The sequence below is a fragment of the Rhizobium leguminosarum genome (genome assembly GCF_002953715.1).
Lineage (GTDB): Bacteria > Pseudomonadota > Alphaproteobacteria > Rhizobiales > Rhizobiaceae > Rhizobium > Rhizobium leguminosarum_V.
On sequence record NZ_CP025016.1, the window covers coordinates 1 to 22,351 of the forward strand.

The following is a 22,351-nucleotide window of genomic DNA, read 5'->3' on the forward strand; positions in this document are numbered from 1 at the left end:
ATGGATCAGATGACGACACGCAAGCAAACGAGCGAATCCTCCGCTGCGAAGATTACACGCCAATCGCAGATGTTGTCAGCGCAATTGCAGTCTCTCAGGACGCATATGTATCCGCCGGAGGCGATGAAGTCGTTGCGCACGTTCACATCGCGCGACGTTGCGAGCATGCTCGGGATTGCGGAATCGACACTTCGCCAGATGTCGTTGGACGGCGAAGGGGCGATGCCGGAGCGGCTGGAGAACGGCCGCAGGAGCTACACGCTCGCGCAGGTCAATGAGCTTCGCCGATACCTTGCCGTGAAGCGCCCTTTGGAAGCTTTGGATTTCTTGCCGCGCCGACGTCCTGGCGAGAAGTTGCAGGTTATCGCGGTTGCAAACTTCAAGGGCGGATCTGCCAAAACGACGACGACCGTTCATCTCGCCCACTATCTCGCGCTGGTCGGTTTGCGCGTGCTCGCAATCGATCTCGACCCCCAGGCATCCTTGTCGGCCATGTTTGGCTATCAGCCCGAGTTCGATGTCAGCGACAACGAGACGATATATGCGGCCATTCGCTATGACGATGACAACCGCAGGCCGATGCGCGACATCATTCGCAATACCTATTTTGACGGCATTGATCTCATACCGGGCAACCTTGAGCTCATGGAATACGAGCATGAGACGCCGCAGGCGATTGCAAGCGGTGGCGGCCGCGGCGACGGGATCTTCTTCCGGCGGCTCGGCGCCGTCATAAACAGCGTCGCCGAAGACTATGATGTCGTGGTGATCGATGCGCCGCCGCAACTGGGCTATCTTACCCTGGGCGCGCTTTGTGCAGCGACCTCTCTGCTGATTACCGTTCATCCGGCGATGATCGACGTTGCCAGCATGAACCAGTTCCTGGCGATGATGAGCGACGTCATGCACGTTATCGAGGAGCGTGGCGGTATTCTGGAACACGATTTCATCCGATATGTCATCACTAGGCATAATCCAAACGACGTCCCTCAGGTGAATGTCGTCGCGCTTCTGCGCTCGCTGTTTGGCGAGGACGTGCTGGCGCCCGCGGTGGTGGACACGACTGCAATCGCCAGCGCCGGGCTGGAGAAGAAGAGCCTTTACGAAATGGCGCGTGGCTCTGTCGGTCGCGACACGCTCACGCGCGCCTTGGATTCCGTCGACGCTGTCAATCTCGAGATCTTCAACCACATCAAATCGGTATGGGGGCGGTCATGACCAACGCCAAAGAACGCTCCAATCGGATGAAAAGTCTTTTTGGAAATGTCGATTCCGCTGAGCTGGCCAAGCAGATCTCCGCCGGGCCTAGTGTGAAAGTGGGATCTGGAGCCGTCAAGTCAATGGACCGGGCCTTTGTCGCCGTGGAAGAGGAGAACGAACGCCTTCGTGAGCAACTGAGCGGTTCTGAAACAATCGTCGAAATTGACTCTGCCCTCGTCGTTCCCTCCTTTGTCAGGGACCGCCTCGATATCGAGGGCGAGCCGCAATTCCAGGCTTTCGTTGAGGGCATCCGCGAAAATGGCCAGAGGCTCCCCATCCTCGTTCGCCCCTCCCCCGACAGGCAAGGTTTCTTTCAGGTCGCTTACGGCCATAGGCGCCTGCGAGCCTGCCAGATCCTTGAACGGCCGGTAAAAGCGATCGTCCGCGACCTCTCCGACGATGAATTGGTGGTCGCGCAAGGTATCGAGAATACCGAACGCGCCAATCTCTCCTTCATCGAACAGGCGCTCTTTGCTGCGACCCTGAAGTCACGCGGTTTCCGCCGGGAGACGATCGCTGCCGCACTCGGCAGGGCAGACGGCAAGCTAACCTACATTTCGATGCTGATCGGAATCGCAGAACAGTTCCCGGCCGAACTGATCGGCAGAATTGGTTCGGCCCCTTCAATCGGCCGCCCGAAGTGGGAAAAGCTCGCCGCCCATTTCAAGGACGGTAGGGCTCCGGCCGCAGCCCAGCTTATCATTGATCAAGTGACGTCGACGAGGGCATGGGTTGCGTCCCCAAGCGATCAGCGCTTCGCTGCGCTGATGAACGCCCTGGAACACAAGGCAGCCAGCGGAGATCGCGGCGAAGAGATCGAGGTCGGTGGCGGCGCGGTGATTACCGCAAAATCCTCGCGTTCCTCAACGCTCATTACAATTCCGGAAAGCAAGATGCCAGGCCTGTCAGCCTGGCTCATCGAAAAGCTTCCGGCACTGGTGGACGAGTACCGGCAACAAAACGGGGAGACGCCGATGCGGTAGGCTGGTTCAGAAATAGGAAAGGGCTCACCGACGGCAATCGGCGAACCCTTAAAATCCTAGCCGACAGTACGAAAACGTCCCGTCGACATCAGCTCTAACAAACTGATTCTATGACGGACCGCTGGCACAATCAACCCCTGCTTAACAGCTGGGAACGAAAAACTGTGCCCGTCTGCTGGCTTTCATCAACAAGAATCTCGATGGAGCCGCACGCCAAGGTGTTGCGGGCAGCTAGCCAATGACAGAAGCAACGGCAATCGCATCGTTCAGACGCGTCAGTCCGGCCATTCTCGCAAGCGCGCGTATGGCGATGGCCAACGACATACCGGATACCTCAAAGTCGGAGATCTCCCTCCTGCTGAAGAAGGCCGCGCCGATCCTTGGGATCGACGGCACCACCTATCATGTCCTGGACATTCTCCTTGGCCTCTCGCGCGGCGATGACTGGAAAGGAGCCGGCCGACCGATCGTTGCAATTTCGAACGCCAAGCTCGCCGAATACACGCTGCGCTCCGAGCGCACAGTTACGCGTTGCCTGCGCAGGATCGTTGAAGCTGGGATCGCCTCCTACCGTGACAGCCCGACTGGCCGGCGCTTCGTGTACCGCGACAATGACGGGATGGTTGCCAGCGGCTTCGGGCTCGATTTCACGCCCGCGCGCGTGCGGCTTACGGAGATCAAGGAGAGCGTTGACAACTATCAAAGGGAACTGAAGGCCACCCAGGATGCGCGTCGTGCGGTTACGCGGTTTTCCAGGGCAATAATCGATGCGTGCGAAGCGTTCCCCGAGAAGGCGGATAGCTGGAGGAGCGCTGCACAGGCGATCATCGAGACGGTGGCCGGCCGAGCCGAGCAGGCAAGCGAGCTCGAATCACTTCATGGTGAGGTTCTTGAATATGCCGAACACCGCTTCAATGAGCATAATATGTCATCCGCGGGTGACACTGGCGTCACCTCCATTATTAATACAACCCCTAAAAACCTTTCTGAAAGTAATGAACGGACTCACTCTGCCGAGCGAGACATCAAACTAACTGACGACGGCTCCACCGTCGCAATGGCTTATGAAAATAAGCCTGGGGCGGCGGTTGGAGACATGCAATCCCGATTGCGGCATGCGGAAAAGGCTGTCGGTGATATCCAGGGTGCCGTTCTAGCTGCGGTGCCGGTTGGCTTGCTGCAGGTTGGCTGCCGTGCGGCGCAGGAATGTGTCAGCGTGGAGTTTGACGGATGGTCCGATGTTGTCGGCGCGGCCGAAATGATGCGACGCATGATCGGTCTGTCGGAGGCTGCATGGGTTGACGGTGTAGGGAGGGTCGGCCGCTACGCTGCGTCGGCCATCTTGGCGACCGTGCTCGAAAAATCCTTGCGTGACCCGGAGCTGATTGCAAAGCCGGGGGGCTATTTCCGTGCAATGGTCGACCGGGCGGTCGATGGAAGTCTTCACCTTTCAAAAAGCCTTTACGGTCTTGCCGAAAGCGGGATGAACACACGGGATGGATAGGCGAAAAGGTAACAGCTGTTACTCAGCCCGTGGGCTTGCGGAATGGATTGATCGCGACGAGGTTTGCGTTGAAGCCGTGACAGGAACGGATTGATTTCACGCCCGAGGCCTCGCTATCTGGGGACGGATGTACGGCAATGGGCGGGCGCATCCAGATGGAGTCGGTTCGCCGAGTATTCGTTAGCGCCCGCCGTCGATGCAGCCATATTCCATCTGGCTTCCGCGACGAGACGGCGAGGGCGGACAACTGCCCTGAGGTCCCTGCCGACAGAGCTGTGGCCGAGTGGCCCCATTCCTCGTGTCCACTGAAGGGACCCTGCTTGGCTGCCGATCTTGGACACCCTCCGATGTGAATGTGTCGCCGTTGATTGTTCAGCATCGATGACGAAGTCAGCGCCGACGGTTCTGGCGTTTGCGATCTCGCTCCCTGTCTCCGTGCTACATACCTTTTAAGCAGTGAAGCTTTCCGAGTCCTTGGAGCCACTCGGCTCGAAGAAAAACATGGGTGTTGGAGGGCATGGATGAATTCGAAAAGGCGGGAGGTGTCGATGGCATTGGGTAGGACCCGAGCGCATAGGCATCGATGCTGCTGCGCGGCTCCCGTGTTCGGGCATTTCGGCCCACTGATTGGAATCGCTTCACGCGGGATTCGACCAACTTTGCCGGGAGTTGAGGGCACGCCAGGGATGGACGTTGTGATGACAGAGAGTGAGATGGAGAGTGGTAAAGAAGGAGGTCTCCGAATCTTCATTCGCGAACCCATGCCTCCTGTTTCGACCCGCTTGTGGCCCGTCCGAGGATCATTGTGCTTTGCTGCCTAAAGCGACCGAGCGGGACGGGGCAGGGTCCGGTCGACACCCCATTTCGCGGGGCTATCAACGCCAAGATATTTGTCGCTCGCGTTGGACGAACTGGGCGATCTTAATACGAGGGACTCGAAAGGTAACAGCTGTTACCTTTCGGGTGGAGCGTGCCGATAAGGATGTGACCCCTCTCCTCATTCAAAAGGCTCAATCACCAAAAGCGACACAGCTTCCGGGGACGTCGGACGCTGCGGGTAGGTGCCGACCGGTCTGACGTTCAGGGCGTGAGGGACGTGGAAGTATCCGGCGCAGGGCGGCAAAATCGGCGTCACTGGTGACGTCGACGCGATGGCGTACCGCGCACTTGATGCCTGGAGTGGTGACAGCGAGAATGACTTGTGGCGTTCTTTTCGTTATCTAAGCTGTTCGCCAGCCCGAGCGACAGAGGGGTAGGACTGTCGAATTAGGGGGAGATCGATGCGAAGATGCAGATGGGCGCGGGAAGTGGTCGCACTGACAGGACGCACATCGCGCCTGGAATCTCCTGGCGCAGGTAAGTCACCTGCCCCGCCCCACGCTATGAGTTAAACGAAGATGACTGGGAGCAATCAATGTGCAGAAACATAAAACCGCTGTTCAATTTCGATCCGCCGGCGACCGATCAGGAAATACGTGATGCGGCATTACAGTTCGTGCGAAAGCTGAGTGGAACGACGAAGCCGTCGAAACGCAATGAGGCAGCGTTCGAACACGCAATCGATTCAATCACGGCATGCGCGCGCGAACTGCTCGATTCGCTCGAGACTTCACATCCGCCGCACAACCGCGAGGAAGAAGCTGCAAAAGCGCGCGCAAGGAACCTGACCCGGTTTGCATGACTTTGCAGGCCATCGTGGCGCGGTCAGCTGGTTCGGCCTTTTCGGTCCTTTGTCCAAAAGGGACGCGGCTGTTGGCGGCAATCTCGTTTGCTTAATCAGGGCAGATTTAGCGCATGACGAGCCTGCCGGCGCAGGTACGCGTGAGCGCATCTTTTACCACCAAATCATGAAGATTGCGCGTCGCTGTCGCGCGCGAGGTCCGCGGCATCGAAATGTAATTCTCAGCGCTTAGCCCCGCCTTTAACCCCCCAGGGCCCTCTCGAACATACGAGCGATGGCCTTCTCCTGGCGATCGTTGAATTGCCCGCGAAACCGGTCATAGAATTGCGCCTTGCTGATATAGAAGGCCCCCCGCATCACGGTGGTCTGTTGCGCCTTAGGGATGGTTCCCGCAAAATACACCAGCCACTCGGTGATATCGAGCGTGCGTTGATGCCGTTCGAGCTGATCGTAATAGGCTTTCCGGCCATGCTCGATTGTGTAGGCAAACGCAATCAGCCTCGGTTGTCCAATATTTTGGGCAAGCGATTTTTTCCGCAAGTGCTCGGCCAAGCCTGCCATTCCCACCTTCAAACGGATGGACGCTTTCGAAATACAAATGGCCTATGCCAGCACGAGTAGGAGCGGGCAGGGGGAGTTCACCGTGTGGCGCCGATTTGTTGAACCACTCGGTGTAGGTCGCCATTTCCGCCGGGACCTGCCTTGATGGTAGGGCTTCATAGCGGACGGTCGGATTGTCCAGACGGCGGACACAATCTGCATGGGATCTTCATGCGTCCGGTATGCGCCGATCGCTCCAATATGGCGATTGGCTGTCATCAGCATGCCGTTTCATCGAAACAGGGTTTCGCCATTGAGCGGGGCCGACCAAGTGTCGTGCACATCGCGACCATCATTTCCGCGATGCCGCGCTCTTACGGCTTTGACGGCCGATTGTCGGCATCGAGGCCAAACTGGCGGCGCACGAGGATTGCCCATTCAATTGAGCAAGCGTTTGCCCTCGATCTCGGAGGTTTTCACTGCCCTGTCGCTTAAAAGCTCAATACGAAGCAGATTGCGTCCTCATAACGCACATGACGAACTGCTGCAGTCACTTCCCTCGATGACAGGAGGAATCGGCTTTCGAGTGGATCGAGCGGCGCATCATCATACATGAAATCCGGCCAGCCTTGCTTCGTCCGCTTCCATTCCATGAGTAATAGGCGCCCTTTTTATAACTCCCGATAATCCATTGCGATGAGTGATAGAAATGAATTCTATCGCTCATGTGATGGATCGAAGGCTGTCGCGGAGGCCCGGAGAGCACCTTGAAAAGCTAGAATCGACTATATCCAAAGGGCAAAACCCCAATATGTCGCCAATCAAACTTAGGACCTTGTCACGACTGGGCTCTCATAAGCGTATGAGCCCGAAGCGGCGCGCTTCGTCCAACAGTGCTCTCACTGAAGACGGCTGCCATTTCCGGCCGCCACGCGGCGGTCGCTCATGCATCTGGTCCAACTGCGCAGCAATTTCTCGAAGCGATAGGTCGGGATCGGCGATCGCGATCGCGGCGACCAGCTTCATCAGATTGTCCTCCGGCGGCCGGCGAGGAGAGCGGGCGAGCAGTTCTGGCTCGGCAAGCTTTTCGCGTACTATCCGGTGAACTGCCCGGCGCAAGCGTTCGACCGTCCAGCTGTGGCCTTTGCGATTAAGGATGAGCACGACATTCTCCCAACTATGTTGCGGTCGCAGCTTGCGAACGGTCGGTAACCATGTCTGCGCCGATGAGATCAGTTCGTCCAGATAAGCCCGATTGCGGGCGGCAGAGACAGCACGGATAGCTTCCGGTCGCCGCTCGCGAAGTCCTGGATTGCCGGCGAGCCGCCCCCGATCCTTAGCCGCCAGCATGCCGGCTTTGGTTCGCTCCGCGATGAGTGCACGCTCGAGCTGGGCTACGGCACCCAGTACCTGCAGAGAAAACATGCCTTGCGGCGTCGAGGTATCAATTGGATCACGAAGGGACCGGAAGTGAACGCCCCTTTCCTCGAGGTCTTCGATGACAGCAAGCAAATGGCTAACGGAACGCGCTAGCCGATCCAGTCGGACGACAACGAGCACGTCGCCCGCGACAAGTTCGCGGAGAAGCTTCCTCAGGACGGGCCTCACCCTTGATGCCCCGGATCCTTGCTCCTGATGGATGCGATAGCAACCAGCCGCTCGCAACTCGTCCACCTGGGCGTCGTTGACCTGGTCTTCTGTCGACACGCGCGCGTATCCAATCAACCTCTGGGGCGCAGGACGGGGATTGGGGATTGCGGGTCTCGCCATGGAACTCCAATGTCGTCTCTAGCAGCGGTTTGTACAGATAATGCATGCGTCAGTAAACGTTCCTTTGCAAGCGTGTTTTATGATCACAATGGAAGGTCGTACGGCGCAGAAACGAGGCCGGGACGCGCATCGGGTCGTCTTAGATCGAGAACGCGCGCTAGCGGCCTCCTGTCGGCGAAATGGCTCAAATCCGGGCATCTGGAGCAGGTTGGCCGCCACCTTCCCGTGACAGAGGGCTCTTTGACGCTAAAAGGCCGCCGCAATACCGCTCAACCCAAGAACGGGCCGATGGAGTTGATCAGACAACGATCCTCTCGCCATCGAAAAGGAAGACTTATCGGAAGTGGAGGAACGAAATTATAATTGCAGCCGTGGCGGAAACTAAGGTCGATATCGCTTCTGGTTAATAGCGTATTCACCATGTTTTCAATGCATTATGACCTGCTGAAATTGCCATCTCCAACCTGCTACGAGGTAAGCGGGGCAGATAGGGTGGCCGTGTTGAGAAAATCAGCGTGCCTTTGCAGCTTATGGATTCAACACTCAGAATCTGCGGGCCGAGAGCTCAATTCTGCCGATTGCCTATTATCTCTACGCTCGGAAATTGGATGGCACCTATCTGCTCCAAGCCCAGTTCGCTTCGGATCGGGAGGCCATTCGCCTTTGGCTGATCCGCAGCGTCCTGAAGCCCCCAGGAATCTGGGGTAGCGGCCTCGATACGTTGCTGACTGCCCTTCGCGAGCGCATCTCCACCAATGCGCATCACTGCGGCGGCCCGATAGCCTCTCAAGCGCTTCTTGCGCAAAAGGGTGAGCGGGAGATCGACTGCATGTGACTCGCTGTCAAAGATAAACGCCTCGACCCCGGCGCTAATCTCATCAACCATATAGTCACCCCCGGTCTGCTCGCCTCGATAATGGCGATGAACGAAGGGCAGAAAGTCGAGCCATCAAAGACTTTATGCTCCCGATTCATTGAGTTCGTCCAGAATAGCCGCGATGTCTGTTTCCGGAACGCTGTCGCCCACAAACCAGCTCAGCGTATCGTAGAAGCCCAGGAAAGATCCGCGCAACTGATCGAGAATTGCCTGCGCTTGTGCGTTCGAAAGCGATAGGTTCGCTTCGAAGAAATCTCTGAGCACCGTTTCGGCCCGCGGGTGGGAAAAGACGACCGATGGCGGGGATTGGGGTGAAAGCTTTTCGGGAGCGAAGGTCTGACGTCGGCAGGGCAGGGTATTGCTCAGCCGAATATCGCGCGATGACGCGGCCGCCTCTACCACGAAGGCCTCTGCATCGAGAACCCAGCTGGAGCGTGATACATCAAAATACTGGAAATCCCGTGGTTGCAGCGCGACCGCAACCGTTTTTGCTTCTCCGGCCTCCAAATACACTTTGGCAAATGCCTTCAATTCCCTGATCGGACGCTTCAGGCCGGGCTTGACCGGTCGCACATAGAGCTGAACGATTTCCTTGCCGGCGACCAGGCCGGTATTGCGTATCGTGACGGTTGCGGTGCAGCAGGTGCCAGGTTCGACCTTCTGACAATCCAGCGACATGTTCTCATATGCGAATGTCGTATAGCTGAGGCCGTGGCCAAAGGGGAAAGCCGGAGTGACGGCTTTCAGATCATAGTAGCGGTATCCGACGAAGATGCCTTCGCTGTAGACGTGGCGGCCATGGTCGCCGGGATAGCTGTGCCACCCGGGGATGTCCTCGATGCGAACGGGCATGCTGGCAGACAGCTTGCCGCAAGGGTTCTGGTCGCCGAAAAGTACGCGGGCGATCGCTTCGCCACCGCCTTGGCCTGGGAAAAAGCAGGCGAGAACCGCATCCACCTCGTAAAGCCAGGGCATCTCCACCGTATCCGGCATCGAAAGCACGACGACCACACGCCGGCCGGCAGCCGCCAGCGCACTGATGAGGTCGTCGTGACCTCTCAATAACTTCAGCGTATCGCGATCATTGCCTTCGCCATTACGGCTCTTTTCGTTTTCGGTGAACACCACGACGACATCACTGTCTGCCGCCGCGTGCAAAACCGTATTGATGGCGGATACCGCGGCTTTCGCGGTCTCAACGTCGAAAGGCATGTGACGAACGGTGCAGTTTTCACCGGCTCTATTGCAAATCTGCTTGAACGGAACATCGACCCGGTAAGGATTGGTGGTCGCCGAGCCAGAGCCCTGAATGGCCGGCGAGATCGCCCCATTGCCGACGACAAGGATTCGGGGTGAAGCGTTCGCGTTAAGCGGCAAAGCCGCGTTTTCGTTGCGCAGCAGGACGATCGACTCTGCAGCAATCTGGCGGGAAAGCATGTGGTGATCTTCGAGATCAGCCGGAGTACCCGGTCTCTCGTTCGCTTTGCAGCGCTGGACCAGATCGAGCACCCTCATGCATGACGCATCGGTGGTTCCCCGGCCGATCCTGCCGGCCTCGATCGCATCAAGAAGCTGCGACTTGCGCGGTTTGCTTTCCGGCATGTCGAGATCGGTTCCGGCTGCAAGCGAAGCAGGCCTGTCCTTGATCGCATGCCAATCGGAAACAATGAGCCCGTCATAGCCCCATTCCTGGCGCAGGACTGTCGTCAATAACCAAGAGTTTTGCGTCGCATGAATGCCGTTTACCGGATTGTAGGCACTCATCACCGTCCAGGGCTTGCCTTTTTCGATCGCCCGTTCGAACCCCGCCAGATAGATCTCGCGCAAGGCGCGCTCATCGACATCGGAGCTTGTCGTGGTGCGTTCGATCTCGGAATTGTTGCAGGCGAAGTGTTTCAGCGAAGCGCCAACGCCGTTGTCCTGCATGCCGCAGATCAAGGCTGCGGCAAGGTCGCCGTTGATGACCGGGTCCTCGGAATAATACTCATAGGCACGGCCGGCAAGCGGCGTGCGCCTCGTGTTGATACCTGGCCCGAGGAGCAGGTGGACTCCGAAGTGCTGGCACTCCGCCGCAAGGGCAGCCCCCATGCGGTAAGCAAGGTCCACGTCCCAGGAGCAGCCGAGTAGATTGCCATTGGGAAAGCAGGTTGCGGGCCGCGTTGTGCCGAACATGCTGCCCGCTTCATCGGCTTGCTGGTTGACCAGCGCCAGAAACCCCTGGAGGCTATTGTCGTCGCTATCGCCAGCATCAATCTGCGTGGTCGAGTATCGAACACCGTAGGCACCGTCGGTCATCAGGATAGAGGGAATGCCAAGCCTTTCGATATCAGCGGTTTTCCAAAGGCCCCGGCCGCTCAATAGATCGGCCTTTTCCGCAGCCGTCATTTGATCGACAAGCAACGCCATTTCGTCATCAGTGTGCTGAAACATTGAAGTCTCTTCAAATTCTGGCGGTGAAGGTGATCAACAGATCTTCTGAAGCAGTTCCATCAGCATCATCCGCTCTGCGGCCGTCAGCGTGCTCAGCGTTTCCTGCGAAATTTTCAAGGCAATCGAGAGATTGCGGTCTACCGTAGCATCGCCTTCAGCAGTGAGCGTCAAAACCAGCCGGCGCGCGTCGGCCGGATCCGGTTCCGTATGGACGAGACCGCGCTTGACGAGGCGGTCGACGACGCCCTTGATGGTCGCCATGTCCATCGCCGTCTCGCGTCCAAGGTTGCCCTGCGAACACGGTTGCAAATCCTTGAGCTTCACGAGCGCCGCCCATTGGGTTGTCGTCAGCTTTTCCGAAATCAGACTTGCAAAGATTGCGACATGGCGCTGGTTGGCCTGGCGGAGATAAAAGCCGATCTGTTCACCGAGGGTGTATTGCGTCTGGCGGCCATCGGTCGTCACGCTTGATGGCGGCGCGTCGTCGGGCAAACCAGCTTTGTCTTTCATCGGAACATCCATTCGGATCCCTCAAATCATGCTGCGCCACGAAGTCCATGGCCCATTTTTGAACGTCATGCTTGCCATAACTTCACAATGGCATCCGTCGATAAAATCTCAATCTGTTCCGAAAGCCTGGGAGCGAGAGTCCTTAAAACAACGTCATGAGCTTGCGCGTTGCTGCTTCCCAGGGCGTCGGCGGCGAGAATGACGCGGTAGCCCTCGTCGACAGCATCCAGCACGCTGGCATAGACGCAGACATCGGTCTCTACGCCGGAAAAAATCAGCGTATCGATGCCGGCGGCCTGCAGTCTCCCGGAAAAACCCTCCGTGCCGAAAATCGAGTAGGTTTGCTTATCGATGACGGAGCGTTCATCCGCTATCGCGGCAAGCGGGCCGACGAGATCGAGCATGGCCGGATCGATCGCATCCAGGGTAACGGACGACCATCGCCGATAGTAGTTTCTCCATGCGCCTTTTGCGGCGTCTGCATTTTGTGGAACGACGAAGCGCGCGAATACCGTATCCGACGGCCTTGCCCTGGTGATTTTCAGGACGTTTGGAAGGATGGCAGCAATCGCCGGCGTGTGCCATTCCGTTTCTTCGGCAAAGAGGCGTTGCATATCGATGACGACATGCAACGTATTTTTTGAGAACGATACCGTTTCCATGATCAGTCTGCGACTGCGACGGTATGGTCGGCAGCCCAGTGCAAGGTAATGTTGTCGCCTTCGCTAAGCACGGTGCCATCGCGGTTCTGAGCGAACAGCTTGAGCGGCAGGCCATCGGCTGTTTCCAGATGATATGAGAGCACCGGTCCCGCATAGATAACGGTGGTGATACGCGCCTTCATCGTGTTTTCACCAGCATTGCCGGACAAGATCGACATTTTCTCCGGGCGTACGGCGAGGGTGACGGTGGCACCGGTTGTCGGCAAGGCGCTCGTGCTTTTGACCAGAGAGCCGTCGGCCAGACGAACGGCGCCGTTTTCAACTGTTCCGCTCAGGAAGTTGGAATCGCCAAGGAATTCGGCTGCAAAGCGGGTCAGCGGTTTTTCGTAAACCGCATCCGGCTTGCCGATCTGGACGATGCGGCCTTTATCGAGAATTGCCACCTTGTCCGATAGCGTTAGTGCTTCCTCCTGATCGTGCGTCACGAAAATGGTCGTCAGGCCGCTTTCGCGCTGGATACGCAGCAGTTCCACCTGCATTTCCTGGCGCAGCCTGCGATCCAGTGCCGATAGCGGCTCGTCGAGCAGAAGCACGCTCGGCTTGATGACGATGGCGCGCGCCAGCGCGACGCGCTGCTGCTGGCCACCGGACAACTGCTTGGGCGTGCGGTCGCCGTAGCCGGGAAGGCGCACCATTTCAAGGGCGCGATCGACTTCCTTGCGGGCCGCTGCTCCCTTGATGCCGCGCCGCTCCAGACCGAAGGCAACATTCTGGGCGATCGTCATGTGCGGAAAGAGGGCGTAGGACTGGAACATCATGCCGATGTTGCGGCCCCAGACCGGTACATCGGTGACATCCTTGTTGCCGATCATCACCACACCGTGGTCCGGCTTGATGAAGCCTGCAATGATGCGCAGCAGCGTGGTTTTGCCCGAGCCCGATGGTCCCAGAAGGCTGGTGAAGGACCCTTCGGTGAACTCGGTGGTGATATCGGCGAGAACCGGTGTTGTGCCATAGGTCTTGGCGACGGAATCGACTTTAACGTTTGTCACTTGTGTCTCCGGGCTTGGCGAAGCGCGCAAAAATCAGGATGACGGTCATTGAACCGAGCAGGAGCACGGTCGAGATCGCATTGATTTCAGGGGTGAAGCCCTTGCGGATCGAGGAATAGATCTGCACCGGCAGCGTCGTGTAGCCGGGCGTTGCGAGAAAGTAGGAAATCACGAACTGATCGAGCGAAACCGCGAAGGCAAAGAGCGCCGCGCCCAGAATACTGGGATAAAGCAGCGGCAGCGTCACAGAGAAGAAGGCGTGAACCGGCGTCGAACCAAGGCTCATGGCGGCTTCTTCAAGATCGGCACGGATCGTCTTGAAGCCCGTTCCGACGACGAGGACGACATAGGGGATGGCAAGCGCGACATGGCCGATCAACAGCGCATGCATGCCGCGGCCGATCCCGCTCCAATAGAAGAAGATCAGCATTGCGGTGCCGGTGATCAGCCAGGGAATGGCGATCGGTGGCAGTAGCATCAGTTGCAGTAGGCTCTTGCCACGAAAGGTGCGCCGCGACAGCGCCACCGATGCCATTGTCCCCAGCGTCGTTGCCAGAACAGCGGTGATGGTGGCGATGATGAGGCTGTTCATGCCCGCTTTCAGAAGCACGGTATTGCTCCAGAGCGCTTCATACCATTGGGTCGAAAACGTAAAGGGCAACTCATAGAGTGGTGAAGCGTTGAAGCCCATCGCCATCATGACGAGGATGGGCGTGTAGAGGAAAATCAGGATGGCGATGAGATAGAAACGGCCAAGCGATGTCATCAGCGTTTCCTCACACTGCCGTGCCACGGCGCAGGACGCCGGAGAAGGTTGCGAAAATGGCAAGCACGATGGCGAGCAGCGTAAACGACAGGGATGCACCGAGCGGCCAGTTAAACGCCTGCGTGAACTGGTCCTCGATCACCGTTCCCATCGTCACCCCAACGCGGCCACCGAGAATGCGCGGCTCCATGAACGAGCCGATCACCGGAATGAAAGTCAGCACGGCGCCGGAAATTAGGCCGGGAGCCGCCAAAGGCAGGAGAATCTTGAAAAGGATGGTCCACCAGCGCGCGCCAAGGCTAGCGGCCGCCTCGATGATCGCGTCATCAATCGTCGAAAGCGCGATATAGCAGGTCAGGATCATGTAGGGCAGGTAGCCGTGAACGAGGCCGACGACGATGGCATAGCGCGTGTAAAGGAAACCGATCGATCCGGCATCGGGCGCCATCATGTGCAGCAGGCTGTCAAGAAAGCCGTTTTCCCGAAGCACCATCGTCCATGAAAAGACGCGGACCAGACCGTTTGTCCAGAAGGGCAGGAGAATAAGGATCAGCAGCATTTCGCGCGTCTTGCCGAAGGTCGAGCGCACGAGCGCAACGGCTGCCAAAAAGCCGAGAATGGCGCAAAAGAGCGTTGTCCAGAAACCGATCAGCAGTGATGTAATGCCGATACCGACCAGATAGGGTTGATCGATGAAGGCCCGGTACTGCTTGAGCGTGAAGACGATCGGCGCCTTGCCCATCGGCGTTGCCGAAAGGAAGCTGAAGGCGAACATCGTTAAAAGAGGCAGAAAAACCGCAATCGTTAACCAGCCGTATGTTGGCATGAGCAGGGCCGTCGTCGAGACCCATGATGGGAGCGTGCGCCGACTGCGCGGACCCGAAGGTCCGCGCGCTGACGCCAATGTCAGCTGATCATTCGGCATAGAAAGCCTTCACTTCCTGCCAGACATTGTTGAAGGCTTCGCGGCGATCATCCGGCAGAGCCGACATGATGGTCATCGCCTTCAGATATTCGGGCTTGTGCACCTGGCGGCTGAGATCGTCAGCGGGGAGTGCTTCAAGAGCGGCCGAGTTGGAGGAAGCCGGGGCGCCGATCTTGGTTGCCCATTCGACGTAGAATGCCGGATCGATCATCCAGTTGGCGAAGGCAAGCGCGCCCTCGGCGTTCGGCGCCGATGCCGGAATGGCGAGGCCGTCGACCCAGACGATGCCGCCTTCCTTCGGGACGACGAAGGTAACGGGCAGTTTTGAATTGCGCTTGGAACGCACGGAGGCACCAGACCAGAACAGCGAGAGGTCGAACTCCTTGGCTGCAAACGACTTGTTCCACTGATCTTCCGTGGACCACAAAAGCTTTACATTCGGCTTGATCGACTTCAACGCGGCGGTCACGGCTGCAAGATCTTTCGGATCGTTGATGTCCTGTCCGCTCATCAGAGCGCCAACGCCAATGTTGATGACCGCATCGTCGTCCATGGCGACACGGCCCTTATAAGCCGGATCGGCCAGAACGGCGTAGCTATCGGGAACCGGCTTGCCCTCGCGAATTGCGAGCGACGTCATGCCCCAGACCCATGGAACTGCGTAGCCTTTGCCGTCCTTGTTGAAGTTCGGGTTGGAGCGGAGATTGTCATCGACGGTCGCAGCGTTCGGGACCTTCGTGAAATCGATTGGTTGAAGAAGATCTTCCGCAACGGCCTGAGCGCAGCGGGCGGCATTCAGAATGACCAAGTCGTAAGCGCCTGGGTTGGTGCGCAGCTTCGTCAGCATTTCCGATTCGGAGCTGTAATAATCGTGCACCACTGCAATGCCGGTCTTTTCGGTAAAAGCCTTAATGGACCAAGCTTCGTCCGTGCCGTAGCCCTGCCAGTTCAGGACCGTGATGGTGCCGCCCGCAAAGGCCTTGCCGGGCAAGCCGGAAAGGCCGACGCCCGCTACAAACACCGCTGTCGACATCAGTTTCAAAGTATTGCGTCTTGTGATCTCTGTCATTTTTGGCACCCCTCTTGAAAATACAGTTGCAAGTGATCGTGACCGCGGTCATCGACCTCAACGGGATCGGCAGAACCGAAACGGAAGCGCACAAAGCACGCCATAATAGTTTGTATACAAAGCAAAATCAGGAGGAATTACAATGATCGCGACTTCTATTTCAGCTCAAGCGAAAGCGTGTCCCGAACAATAGCCGAACACGGCGTTTAACCCAGAAACGCATTCCAAATCGCGATGCAGGACTTATCCGGAAAACATGGTTTTCCAATTCAGTCCTCAGTTCAAACCCTCTGATCGTATCGTCAGTCTTTTGATTTTTTATTTGTATACAAACTATTATTGATGAATCTTTTTCTGTCAAGGTTTTCTTGGTGTCACCTGAGCGTTGAGCGATGAAAAATAGATCTCAAGCCGCTGCTTTTGCGCGCTTTCGGCAATCTTCACCCGAATGCCCTCAGCGTTTGTGTGATGACGGATGTCGTTCCCATCCAGCCGGGCGACGGTGATGTTGCCTGCGGTCATGCCGGAAAGGTCGATGAAGCCGCCGCCGGCAACGGGCGCGATGGTGCATGCAAACCTTCCGACGCCGATATCGATCTGCGAGAAGGTTGCCTGCAGGTCCGTCTGCAGCACGGTCCTGTCATTAATCCTCATGGAAAGAACGGCAGCTTTTACGGAGACATGCAGTGTTCCCGCCGGCGACAGCATGGGGCCGATAGACAGGTCCTGACCAGCATTGTGCACAGTCCATCCAGACCAGGGATCGAAATCAACGATTTCACCCGTCGCCATCAGCGGCAACAGGGCAGCCCAGATATAGAATGGATCGGTATCACCCTGGTCCATCGCCTCCCCGGTCACTGCATTGTAGTTCTCGGATGCGATGCGGTCCCTGCTCCAGGACGTCATGAAGAGGTCATAGCTTTGGCTGGCGAGCTTGCTTGCTTCTGCCATGAAGCCGTAACGGCGCAGGCCGAGCCAGACCATGTAGTTGACGTTCGGCCAGATGCGCCCACGCCAGTAGACGTTCTCGGCAAAGGCCGGGTCGTTGCGTGTGGCGTTGGGCAGGACGAAATCCCCGCCGAAGGTCGTCTCGTCGCTCAGGTGCTCAAGCAATCTGGCGGCCTGATCCGACGTGGCCGCCCCGCAAAGGAGCGGGTAGAAACTGGTGGGCGACAGCGAGCGGACGAACCCGCCATTGCGCTGGCGGTTGGCGAAGAGACCGCGGCTCTCATCCCACAGTGTTTCGGAAATCAGCGTGCGGCAGCGGTCTGCAACAGCGGCAAAACTTTGCGCTTCCGCATGCTTTCCCAGGACCGTCGCAATGTTTGCCAGCATTTCGGCATCCAGCGCGGCTGCGCTGTTCAATCCGAGATCGAAGGTGGACAATGTTCGGGTGACGGGGTCGTAGATCGCTTCGTCATGGGTCGCGGAATTGTCCATGCCGGTTTCGTTGCGTGCGCCGAAGGCAGTCCCTTTGTAGAGGCCTTCGCCGACATCGGAGGTGCCGCAAGATAGCAGGCCGAAGGCGCCGGGATCGCGGTTTTCCCACCACCAGCGTTGATTGCGGGCAAGGGCATCGTAGTTTGCGGCCAGCATCGAGCGCTCGCCGGTTCGTTGGTAAAGCTGCCAGGCGACGAGCGCACCGTTCGGGTGCTGGCTGCGATCGACCCAGGCATCATTGGAGGTGACGATGCAGGCTATATTGCCTTGCGGTGTGGCGCTGGCCATGGCTGTCGCCATGTTTTCGCGCGCTAGGTCAGCATCGAAAACACCAGCCAGAAGGGCTGCGAAAAGCTGGTCGTTGTACCAGACCGCAAATTTCCCGAGGTTCCAGATACGGGTCACCGCCGTATAGGGCCGCGCATTGGTGTCGTCCCAAATGGTGTTCCAGGCGACCACATCCCGAACTGCATCGAGCGACCCATCGAACAGGCCCGTCTGCCCATCCAGTATCTGCGCCGGCGCACTTTCAGCAAGGCAAGCCCGCGCTTTTGCGATGGCGAGTTCCGCACTGTCGGCGACAGCGGCGGCATAGGTGCCCTTGCGCATCATTTCGAGATTGAAGCGCAGCGCGATAACAGGCGCCTCGTTGCTGCGGGTCGCCGTGTAGAAATATCCATTTTCCTCGAAATCGGCGCGCAACGCTTCGATCGTGTCATGACCGGTCACGTGGACCGGAGCTTCCGCCGTCACGACAGCCACGAACCGGGTGCCGATCTTCAGGAGGGTGGTGTTGCGACCGCTGTCATAGACTCCGATCTCGCCGCCGTCAGACGAAACCGCCAGCGTCAGCCAGAACCGCAAGCCCCACTCGGCGGATACCGTTCCCTCCCAGTTTCCGCGAACTGCGAAAGGGTCGGTTTTGGTCGTGGAGAAGGCGACCGTCGTGCCGGTGTGATCCGTTTCAAGTTCGATCAGCGAGCCGTCGATGGCGTGGCGTCCCAGGCGGACAGGATTGCGCCGCGGCTCGATGGCCGAAGTCGTCTTGCTGCGCGTGGAATACAGCACCGGCGTGATCCGCACCCCGAGCGGCAGGAAAACCATTTCGGCCGGCCGGTCCGACCAGCTGTTCCAGGCGCGCATCAGGGGGATCGTCGAGTGTTTTGGCATGGCTCTGATATCCGGTCAGTTTGAAAGCGGGACGAGTTTCGGTACGGCGGTCAATCCGCTTTTATCCGCAGTGTCGCCGAGATAGGGCGTGTCGCTGTAGTAGCGGTTCGCCGCCGTGTTGGCGACGTGAAGCTCCAGCGTATGCGTGCCGGGGCTCAAGCGGCCGAGAGTAAAGTGATAAGGACGCCAGGCTCGGCGGCCGATCTCGCTGCCGTCGAGGAACGCGGTAACGGCCGTTTCGACCTTCGGCAATTCCAGAACCCAATCGGCTTGCGTCGTAATCGTCAGTTGGCAACGGTAAATGCCGAAGCCGGAAAAGTCTTCGAAGCCCTGCGTTTCCCAGCCGGCACTGACTGAAATCGACTGGAAATCCGCATCGGGCCCAGGGGAAAAGCTCCAGCCGTCGGCAAGAGATATCGTTTCCACAGGATCCGGGATGGGCACGGCCTGTAAGGCTCCGTTACCCGCCATGAACTCCGATGCCTTCCGCACCCGGATGCACCGAACCTCCTGCGGCTTGAGCAAGACCAGAGACCGCTTAAGCGTGGCTGGCGCATGGATGGCTCCATCGGCTGGCGACCATTCCTCGCATTCGAACCCATCGCCGTATGAGATTTCTATGGCAAGATCGTCCGATCCGTCGTTGAACAGGACAATTCTCCACCAGCCGTCCGCTTCATATCCGATCCACCGCCACGGCATGCGGCCCCAACGGTTCTCGATCTGCGGGCCGCAGGATGGAAGGGACGACACGAGAGTGGCAATATCCCGGCTTTCTGGATGCCCTTCGATATGCGCAGAAACCTCTGGGGGAGTAATCGGCGCATCGCCGTCGCAAGTGACGGACAAGCGTTCGCCGGAGGACCAGATCGCGCCGCCGGCCGTCTTGAAAGCCTCAAGTGCCCGCAAGGCGTTTACCGTTTCGAGCACGGTCACGGACGGTAGCACGACGGCATCGAAAACTAGCCCCGATGCCAAGAGCTTTCCATCCGCGATGGTTGCCCTTGCAAGATCGGCCTCGCTCACGAACATGAAATCACATCCTTGCGCGAGAAGTTGCTCGCACCATGCGCCGATATGCGTGGCATGATCGTGGCGCGGTCCTTGCGCAAATGCGGTGTAGAGCGGGTAGAGAATGGCAACCGGCGTGTGGGGTTTGGCCGGTTCGATGAAGGCAGAAATCCGGGCAGTCTCGTCGGCGAAAAGGTCGTGATAACTCCACCAGGGCTCGAAATTGATGCCGGGAGCGAAATCAAACCTCGGATTGACGAATGGTGTCGGGTCATCGTCGCGACCATCGGTCTGATAGACGCCGTGCCAGACGAACTGCCGCATGCCGAGGCAATGAAGCCGGATCGCCTGGGCGCGCGCCGTCTCCAGCGTCAGTTCCCATTGACCGGCGGCACGCCGGGGCGTTCGTTCCGCGCTGGCATAGGTTTCGACCATGCACCGGCTACGCCCGTTCGAGCGAGCAACGGAATCGCCGAGTTTCGGGGCCAACTGCGCGCCGAAATTGTTGGAATCCACGGCGGTTTCATGCCGGTAGGCGTCGATCCCAAAAAAATCGACGGCCGGAGCAACGCGTGGATCGATGCTGGTAAAGCCGCCATTGAGCGACCATGAAGCGATATGCGGCAGGATTTCGTGCCCGGTCAGGGCGATGCCGTTCGTGTCGGACCATCTGCGCAGCGTGCCGAAAAAAGCTTCGTTCATCAAAGCCGAATACCCGGCGTAAAATTGTGCCCGCAGCCGCAGCGTATCACTGCCGATATCATGCAGCAGCGCCAGAAGAATTTTCGCAAAGGACGCGTCGCTACGGCGCGCCATTGTCTCGCGCAGCGTTGATGCAAAAAGCAGGCTGTTGCCGAGATCGCCAGAAAGCTGGTCCCAGCGATAAAATCCTGCCGCCGGCTGATCATAGAAAACGAAACCGACAGGGTCCGGCAACAAGCCCTCCAATGTCTGCAGCAGCGGATCCAGCCCGACCTCTATAAAACGCTCAGCCGCCTGCGGCAGCAGATAGTTTATCAGGCGGGATGTCGAGGACCGGGCGCTGATGAAGACGGTCAAGGCCTGACCGTCCTTGATCCGGCCGTCGAATGCATAGGTGCAGGACACGGCATCGCTTGCGGCAATGACGGTGTGCGCCGTCACATCGGAAATCGCGTCCAGGCTTTCAATGCCCGAAAGGGGGTGCAGGACGGCCGCCTCCACCGTCCAGTCGCACCATTCGACCCTGCCTGCCTCATATTGCCACCCAAGAATATCGGGACCCATTTTCTCCACGAAAGGCGGATGGATGCCGCTGATCGAGCCTTGAGATGAGGCTGCTGACGACCAGAACAAGTGCCGCTCGCGCAAGGCGTCGCAATCTGCAACGGTGCGCCCCCCGGCATGACCGCTGATCCAGTTATAATCGTCATAGATTCCGAGTTTCAGGCCAAGGTCACCGGCGATGCGGGCGGCGACGCGATATGCGGCGAGATAGGGGGGCGAAAGATAGTCTTCGCGCGGCAGCGAGAGACGAGCCTGAATGAGGATCGTTCCGATGCCTTTTGCCCGGAAGTCGGTCAGTTGTGCACGGCAGACGGCTTCATCGGGAATGGAATGCCAGAACCAATAGGCTGAAGGACGAAAGGGAGCCGTCGGATTTTCGAACAGCGCTCGGTTTTTGTTCTGCGGATCGGTCAAGGCCGCCACGTCGCTTGATGCGTGAGTGTGCACGTTGCCAAAGCCTTTGGCATTGACATGATCACACATCGCCGTCGAACTTCATGATCGAGCGCGCAGCAGCGACATCGGCAAGAATGGACAGGGCCAGTGTGTTTCCATCGCGTGCAGGCCCGAACATGCCAATCGGGGCCTTGATACGATCAATGTCGTGATTGGTGCATCCAAACTTTCGCAACGCTTCACGGCGCCTTTCATGCGTGCGCTTGCTGCCGAGGGCTCCGATGTAGAAAGGATGGCGTTGAAGTGCGATTTTCAGGAATGGAAGTTCCTGGTCGAGGTCGTGAAACAGCAGGGCAACTGCCGTGTCGGCATCAACAAGCGTCTCGTCGAATCCTGGCCCCGATTGACCATCGAACGCAAACGTCTCGAAACCAGAATGACTTGCCACCCTCGTCGCGCAATCCAGTTCGATGCCTCGACCAAACATCACCAGGCGCGGGCACGGTCTGTAACGGCGAATATAGGAGGCGCCATTTTCCGCGTCTTCGGCATCCGTGATAGTCTGTTTCACGGCATCATAGCAGAGGGCGCCGACCCGCCGGGATCGAAGTCTGGCGAGGACACGGTGAAGGGGGCTGGCGTCTTTCAACACATGGATGGCAAGCGTGATGCCACCACCGCAGGGAAGTTGGATGTCGAAGAAGGTCGACCCCTCGCCGAGAAGGAGAAATCGATCTTGCCCCTTGGCAATCGCGTCGATCGCCTCGGCGGCAACAGCTGCCTCGGTGCAGCCGCCCGAGACATAGCCGCAATAGCCGCCATCTATACCAACGGCCATCTGGGCGCCAAGCGCGCGTGCAGACCCGCCGCGGATATCGACCAGCGTAACCAGCGCGCTTTTGCCATCCTTCTCGAAGCGCTCGGCGACGTAGCTCAGGATCATTTCCGGATCATCTGTCATGATGGCGCAGAAAGGGACGGCGGGGATGATGTCATGAATGGATCGAGCGGTTGACATGATGGAGCGTGGCGAACT

Annotated in this window: 16 protein-coding genes and 1 pseudogene; 4 read left to right on the top strand and 13 right to left on the bottom strand. The window is 58.3% G+C overall.

All coding sequences use genetic code 11. The annotated features are described in order from the left end of the window. From repA to CUJ84_RS34965, 4 genes are all read left to right on the top strand, one after another. Positions 1 to 1,218 (top strand): plasmid partitioning protein RepA, encoded by a 1,218-nt coding sequence (gene repA / locus CUJ84_RS34950; RefSeq protein ID WP_027687340.1) that lies wholly within the window; start codon positions 1 to 3, stop codon positions 1,216 to 1,218. Beyond that, positions 1,203 to 2,243: a plasmid partitioning protein RepB gene (gene repB / locus CUJ84_RS34955; RefSeq protein WP_105010037.1), complete on the top strand. Its 1,041-nt coding sequence runs from the start codon at positions 1,203 to 1,205 to the stop codon at positions 2,241 to 2,243. Before repA ends, repB begins: the two co-directional genes overlap by 16 nt. 238 nt (positions 2,244 to 2,481) lie before the next feature. Beyond that, positions 2,482 to 3,747 carry a plasmid replication protein RepC gene (gene repC, locus CUJ84_RS34960; protein ID WP_105010038.1) on the top strand — a complete coding sequence of 422 codons (1,266 nt, stop codon included), beginning with the start codon at positions 2,482 to 2,484 and terminating at the stop codon, positions 3,745 to 3,747. 1,414 nt (positions 3,748 to 5,161) lie between these two features. Next, positions 5,162 to 5,428: a DUF2277 domain-containing protein gene (locus CUJ84_RS34965; protein WP_105010039.1), complete on the top strand. Its 267-nt coding sequence runs from the start codon at positions 5,162 to 5,164 to the stop codon at positions 5,426 to 5,428. A gap of 106 nt (positions 5,429 to 5,534) precedes the next feature. Here the strand turns inward: CUJ84_RS34965 and CUJ84_RS34970 are convergent. The 13 genes and pseudogenes from CUJ84_RS34970 to CUJ84_RS35030 all read right to left on the bottom strand — a co-directional run bounded on the left by CUJ84_RS34970 (position 5,535) and on the right by CUJ84_RS35030 (position 22,333). Then, positions 5,535 to 6,621: pseudogene (locus CUJ84_RS34970) on the bottom strand (Fic family protein). A gap of 199 nt (positions 6,622 to 6,820) precedes the next feature. After that, positions 6,821 to 7,738 (bottom strand): recombinase family protein, encoded by a 918-nt coding sequence (locus CUJ84_RS34975; protein WP_105010040.1) that lies wholly within the window; start codon positions 7,736 to 7,738, stop codon positions 6,821 to 6,823. Between the two features lie 565 nt (positions 7,739 to 8,303). Continuing rightward, complete coding sequence (locus CUJ84_RS34980) at positions 8,304 to 8,624, bottom strand: hypothetical protein (protein WP_105010041.1); 321 nt, start codon at positions 8,622 to 8,624, stop codon at positions 8,304 to 8,306. Between the two features lie 72 nt (positions 8,625 to 8,696). Beyond that, positions 8,697 to 11,045, bottom strand: coding sequence for a beta-glucosidase family protein (locus tag CUJ84_RS34985; protein WP_105010042.1), 2,349 nt, complete (start codon positions 11,043 to 11,045; stop codon positions 8,697 to 8,699). A 33-nt stretch (positions 11,046 to 11,078) separates the two neighbouring features. Continuing rightward, on the bottom strand, positions 11,079 to 11,567 hold the full coding sequence (locus tag CUJ84_RS34990) for a MarR family winged helix-turn-helix transcriptional regulator (protein WP_105010043.1): 489 nt from the start codon (positions 11,565 to 11,567) through the stop codon (positions 11,079 to 11,081). Positions 11,568 to 11,620: 53 nt separating this feature from the next. Beyond that, positions 11,621 to 12,217: a cysteine hydrolase gene (locus CUJ84_RS34995; RefSeq protein WP_105010044.1), complete on the bottom strand. Its 597-nt coding sequence runs from the start codon at positions 12,215 to 12,217 to the stop codon at positions 11,621 to 11,623. Between the two features lie 2 nt (positions 12,218 to 12,219). Next, complete coding sequence (locus tag CUJ84_RS35000) at positions 12,220 to 13,269, bottom strand: ABC transporter ATP-binding protein (protein ID WP_105010045.1); 1,050 nt, start codon at positions 13,267 to 13,269, stop codon at positions 12,220 to 12,222. Next, positions 13,256 to 14,035, bottom strand: a complete 780-nt coding sequence (locus tag CUJ84_RS35005) for an ABC transporter permease (RefSeq protein WP_027687351.1) — start codon at positions 14,033 to 14,035, stop codon at positions 13,256 to 13,258. The genes CUJ84_RS35000 and CUJ84_RS35005 overlap by 14 nt, the downstream gene beginning before the upstream one ends. 10 nt (positions 14,036 to 14,045) lie before the next feature. Beyond that, entirely contained in the window at positions 14,046 to 14,960 is a 915-nt protein-coding gene (locus CUJ84_RS35010; protein WP_105010046.1) for an ABC transporter permease, read from the bottom strand. Further along, on the bottom strand, positions 14,950 to 16,029 hold the full coding sequence (locus CUJ84_RS35015; RefSeq protein ID WP_105010047.1) for an ABC transporter substrate-binding protein: 1,080 nt from the start codon (positions 16,027 to 16,029) through the stop codon (positions 14,950 to 14,952). Before CUJ84_RS35015 ends, CUJ84_RS35010 begins: the two co-directional genes overlap by 11 nt. A 357-nt stretch (positions 16,030 to 16,386) precedes the next feature. Then, positions 16,387 to 18,642 carry an MGH1-like glycoside hydrolase domain-containing protein gene (locus tag CUJ84_RS35020; protein ID WP_105010048.1) on the bottom strand — a complete coding sequence of 752 codons (2,256 nt, stop codon included), beginning with the start codon at positions 18,640 to 18,642 and terminating at the stop codon, positions 16,387 to 16,389. A 15-nt stretch (positions 18,643 to 18,657) separates the two neighbouring features. Continuing rightward, positions 18,658 to 21,402, bottom strand: a complete 2,745-nt coding sequence (locus CUJ84_RS35025) for a carbohydrate-binding protein (protein WP_245457665.1) — start codon at positions 21,400 to 21,402, stop codon at positions 18,658 to 18,660. Continuing rightward, positions 21,395 to 22,333, bottom strand: coding sequence for an XdhC family protein (locus tag CUJ84_RS35030; protein ID WP_105010281.1), 939 nt, complete (start codon positions 22,331 to 22,333; stop codon positions 21,395 to 21,397). The genes CUJ84_RS35025 and CUJ84_RS35030 overlap by 8 nt, the downstream gene beginning before the upstream one ends. Positions 22,334 to 22,351: the final 18 nt, after the last annotated feature.

Excerpts from the sequence above, each read along its gene's own strand:
- CUJ84_RS35010 (WP_105010046.1), bottom strand. The coding sequence starts at position 14,960 with ATGCCGAATGATCAGCTGACATTGGCGTCAGCGCGCGGACCTTCGGGT.
- CUJ84_RS35025 (WP_245457665.1), bottom strand. The coding sequence starts at position 21,402 with ATGTGTGATCATGTCAATGCCAAAGGCTTTGGCAACGTGCACACTCAC.
- CUJ84_RS34980 (WP_105010041.1), bottom strand. The coding sequence starts at position 8,624 with ATGGTTGATGAGATTAGCGCCGGGGTCGAGGCGTTTATCTTTGACAGC.
- CUJ84_RS34975 (WP_105010040.1), bottom strand. The coding sequence starts at position 7,738 with ATGGCGAGACCCGCAATCCCCAATCCCCGTCCTGCGCCCCAGAGGTTG.
- CUJ84_RS34995 (WP_105010044.1), bottom strand. The coding sequence starts at position 12,217 with ATGGAAACGGTATCGTTCTCAAAAAATACGTTGCATGTCGTCATCGAT.
- repA (WP_027687340.1), top strand. The coding sequence starts at position 1 with ATGGATCAGATGACGACACGCAAGCAAACGAGCGAATCCTCCGCTGCG.
- CUJ84_RS34965 (WP_105010039.1), top strand. The coding sequence starts at position 5,162 with ATGTGCAGAAACATAAAACCGCTGTTCAATTTCGATCCGCCGGCGACC.
- CUJ84_RS35005 (WP_027687351.1), bottom strand. The coding sequence starts at position 14,035 with ATGACATCGCTTGGCCGTTTCTATCTCATCGCCATCCTGATTTTCCTC.
- repB (WP_105010037.1), top strand. The coding sequence starts at position 1,203 with ATGGGGGCGGTCATGACCAACGCCAAAGAACGCTCCAATCGGATGAAA.
- CUJ84_RS35030 (WP_105010281.1), bottom strand. The coding sequence starts at position 22,333 with ATGTCAACCGCTCGATCCATTCATGACATCATCCCCGCCGTCCCTTTC.
- repC (WP_105010038.1), top strand. The coding sequence starts at position 2,482 with ATGACAGAAGCAACGGCAATCGCATCGTTCAGACGCGTCAGTCCGGCC.
- CUJ84_RS35020 (WP_105010048.1), bottom strand. The coding sequence starts at position 18,642 with ATGCCAAAACACTCGACGATCCCCCTGATGCGCGCCTGGAACAGCTGG.
- CUJ84_RS34990 (WP_105010043.1), bottom strand. The coding sequence starts at position 11,567 with ATGGATGTTCCGATGAAAGACAAAGCTGGTTTGCCCGACGACGCGCCG.
- CUJ84_RS35015 (WP_105010047.1), bottom strand. The coding sequence starts at position 16,029 with ATGACAGAGATCACAAGACGCAATACTTTGAAACTGATGTCGACAGCG.
- CUJ84_RS34985 (WP_105010042.1), bottom strand. The coding sequence starts at position 11,045 with ATGTTTCAGCACACTGATGACGAAATGGCGTTGCTTGTCGATCAAATG.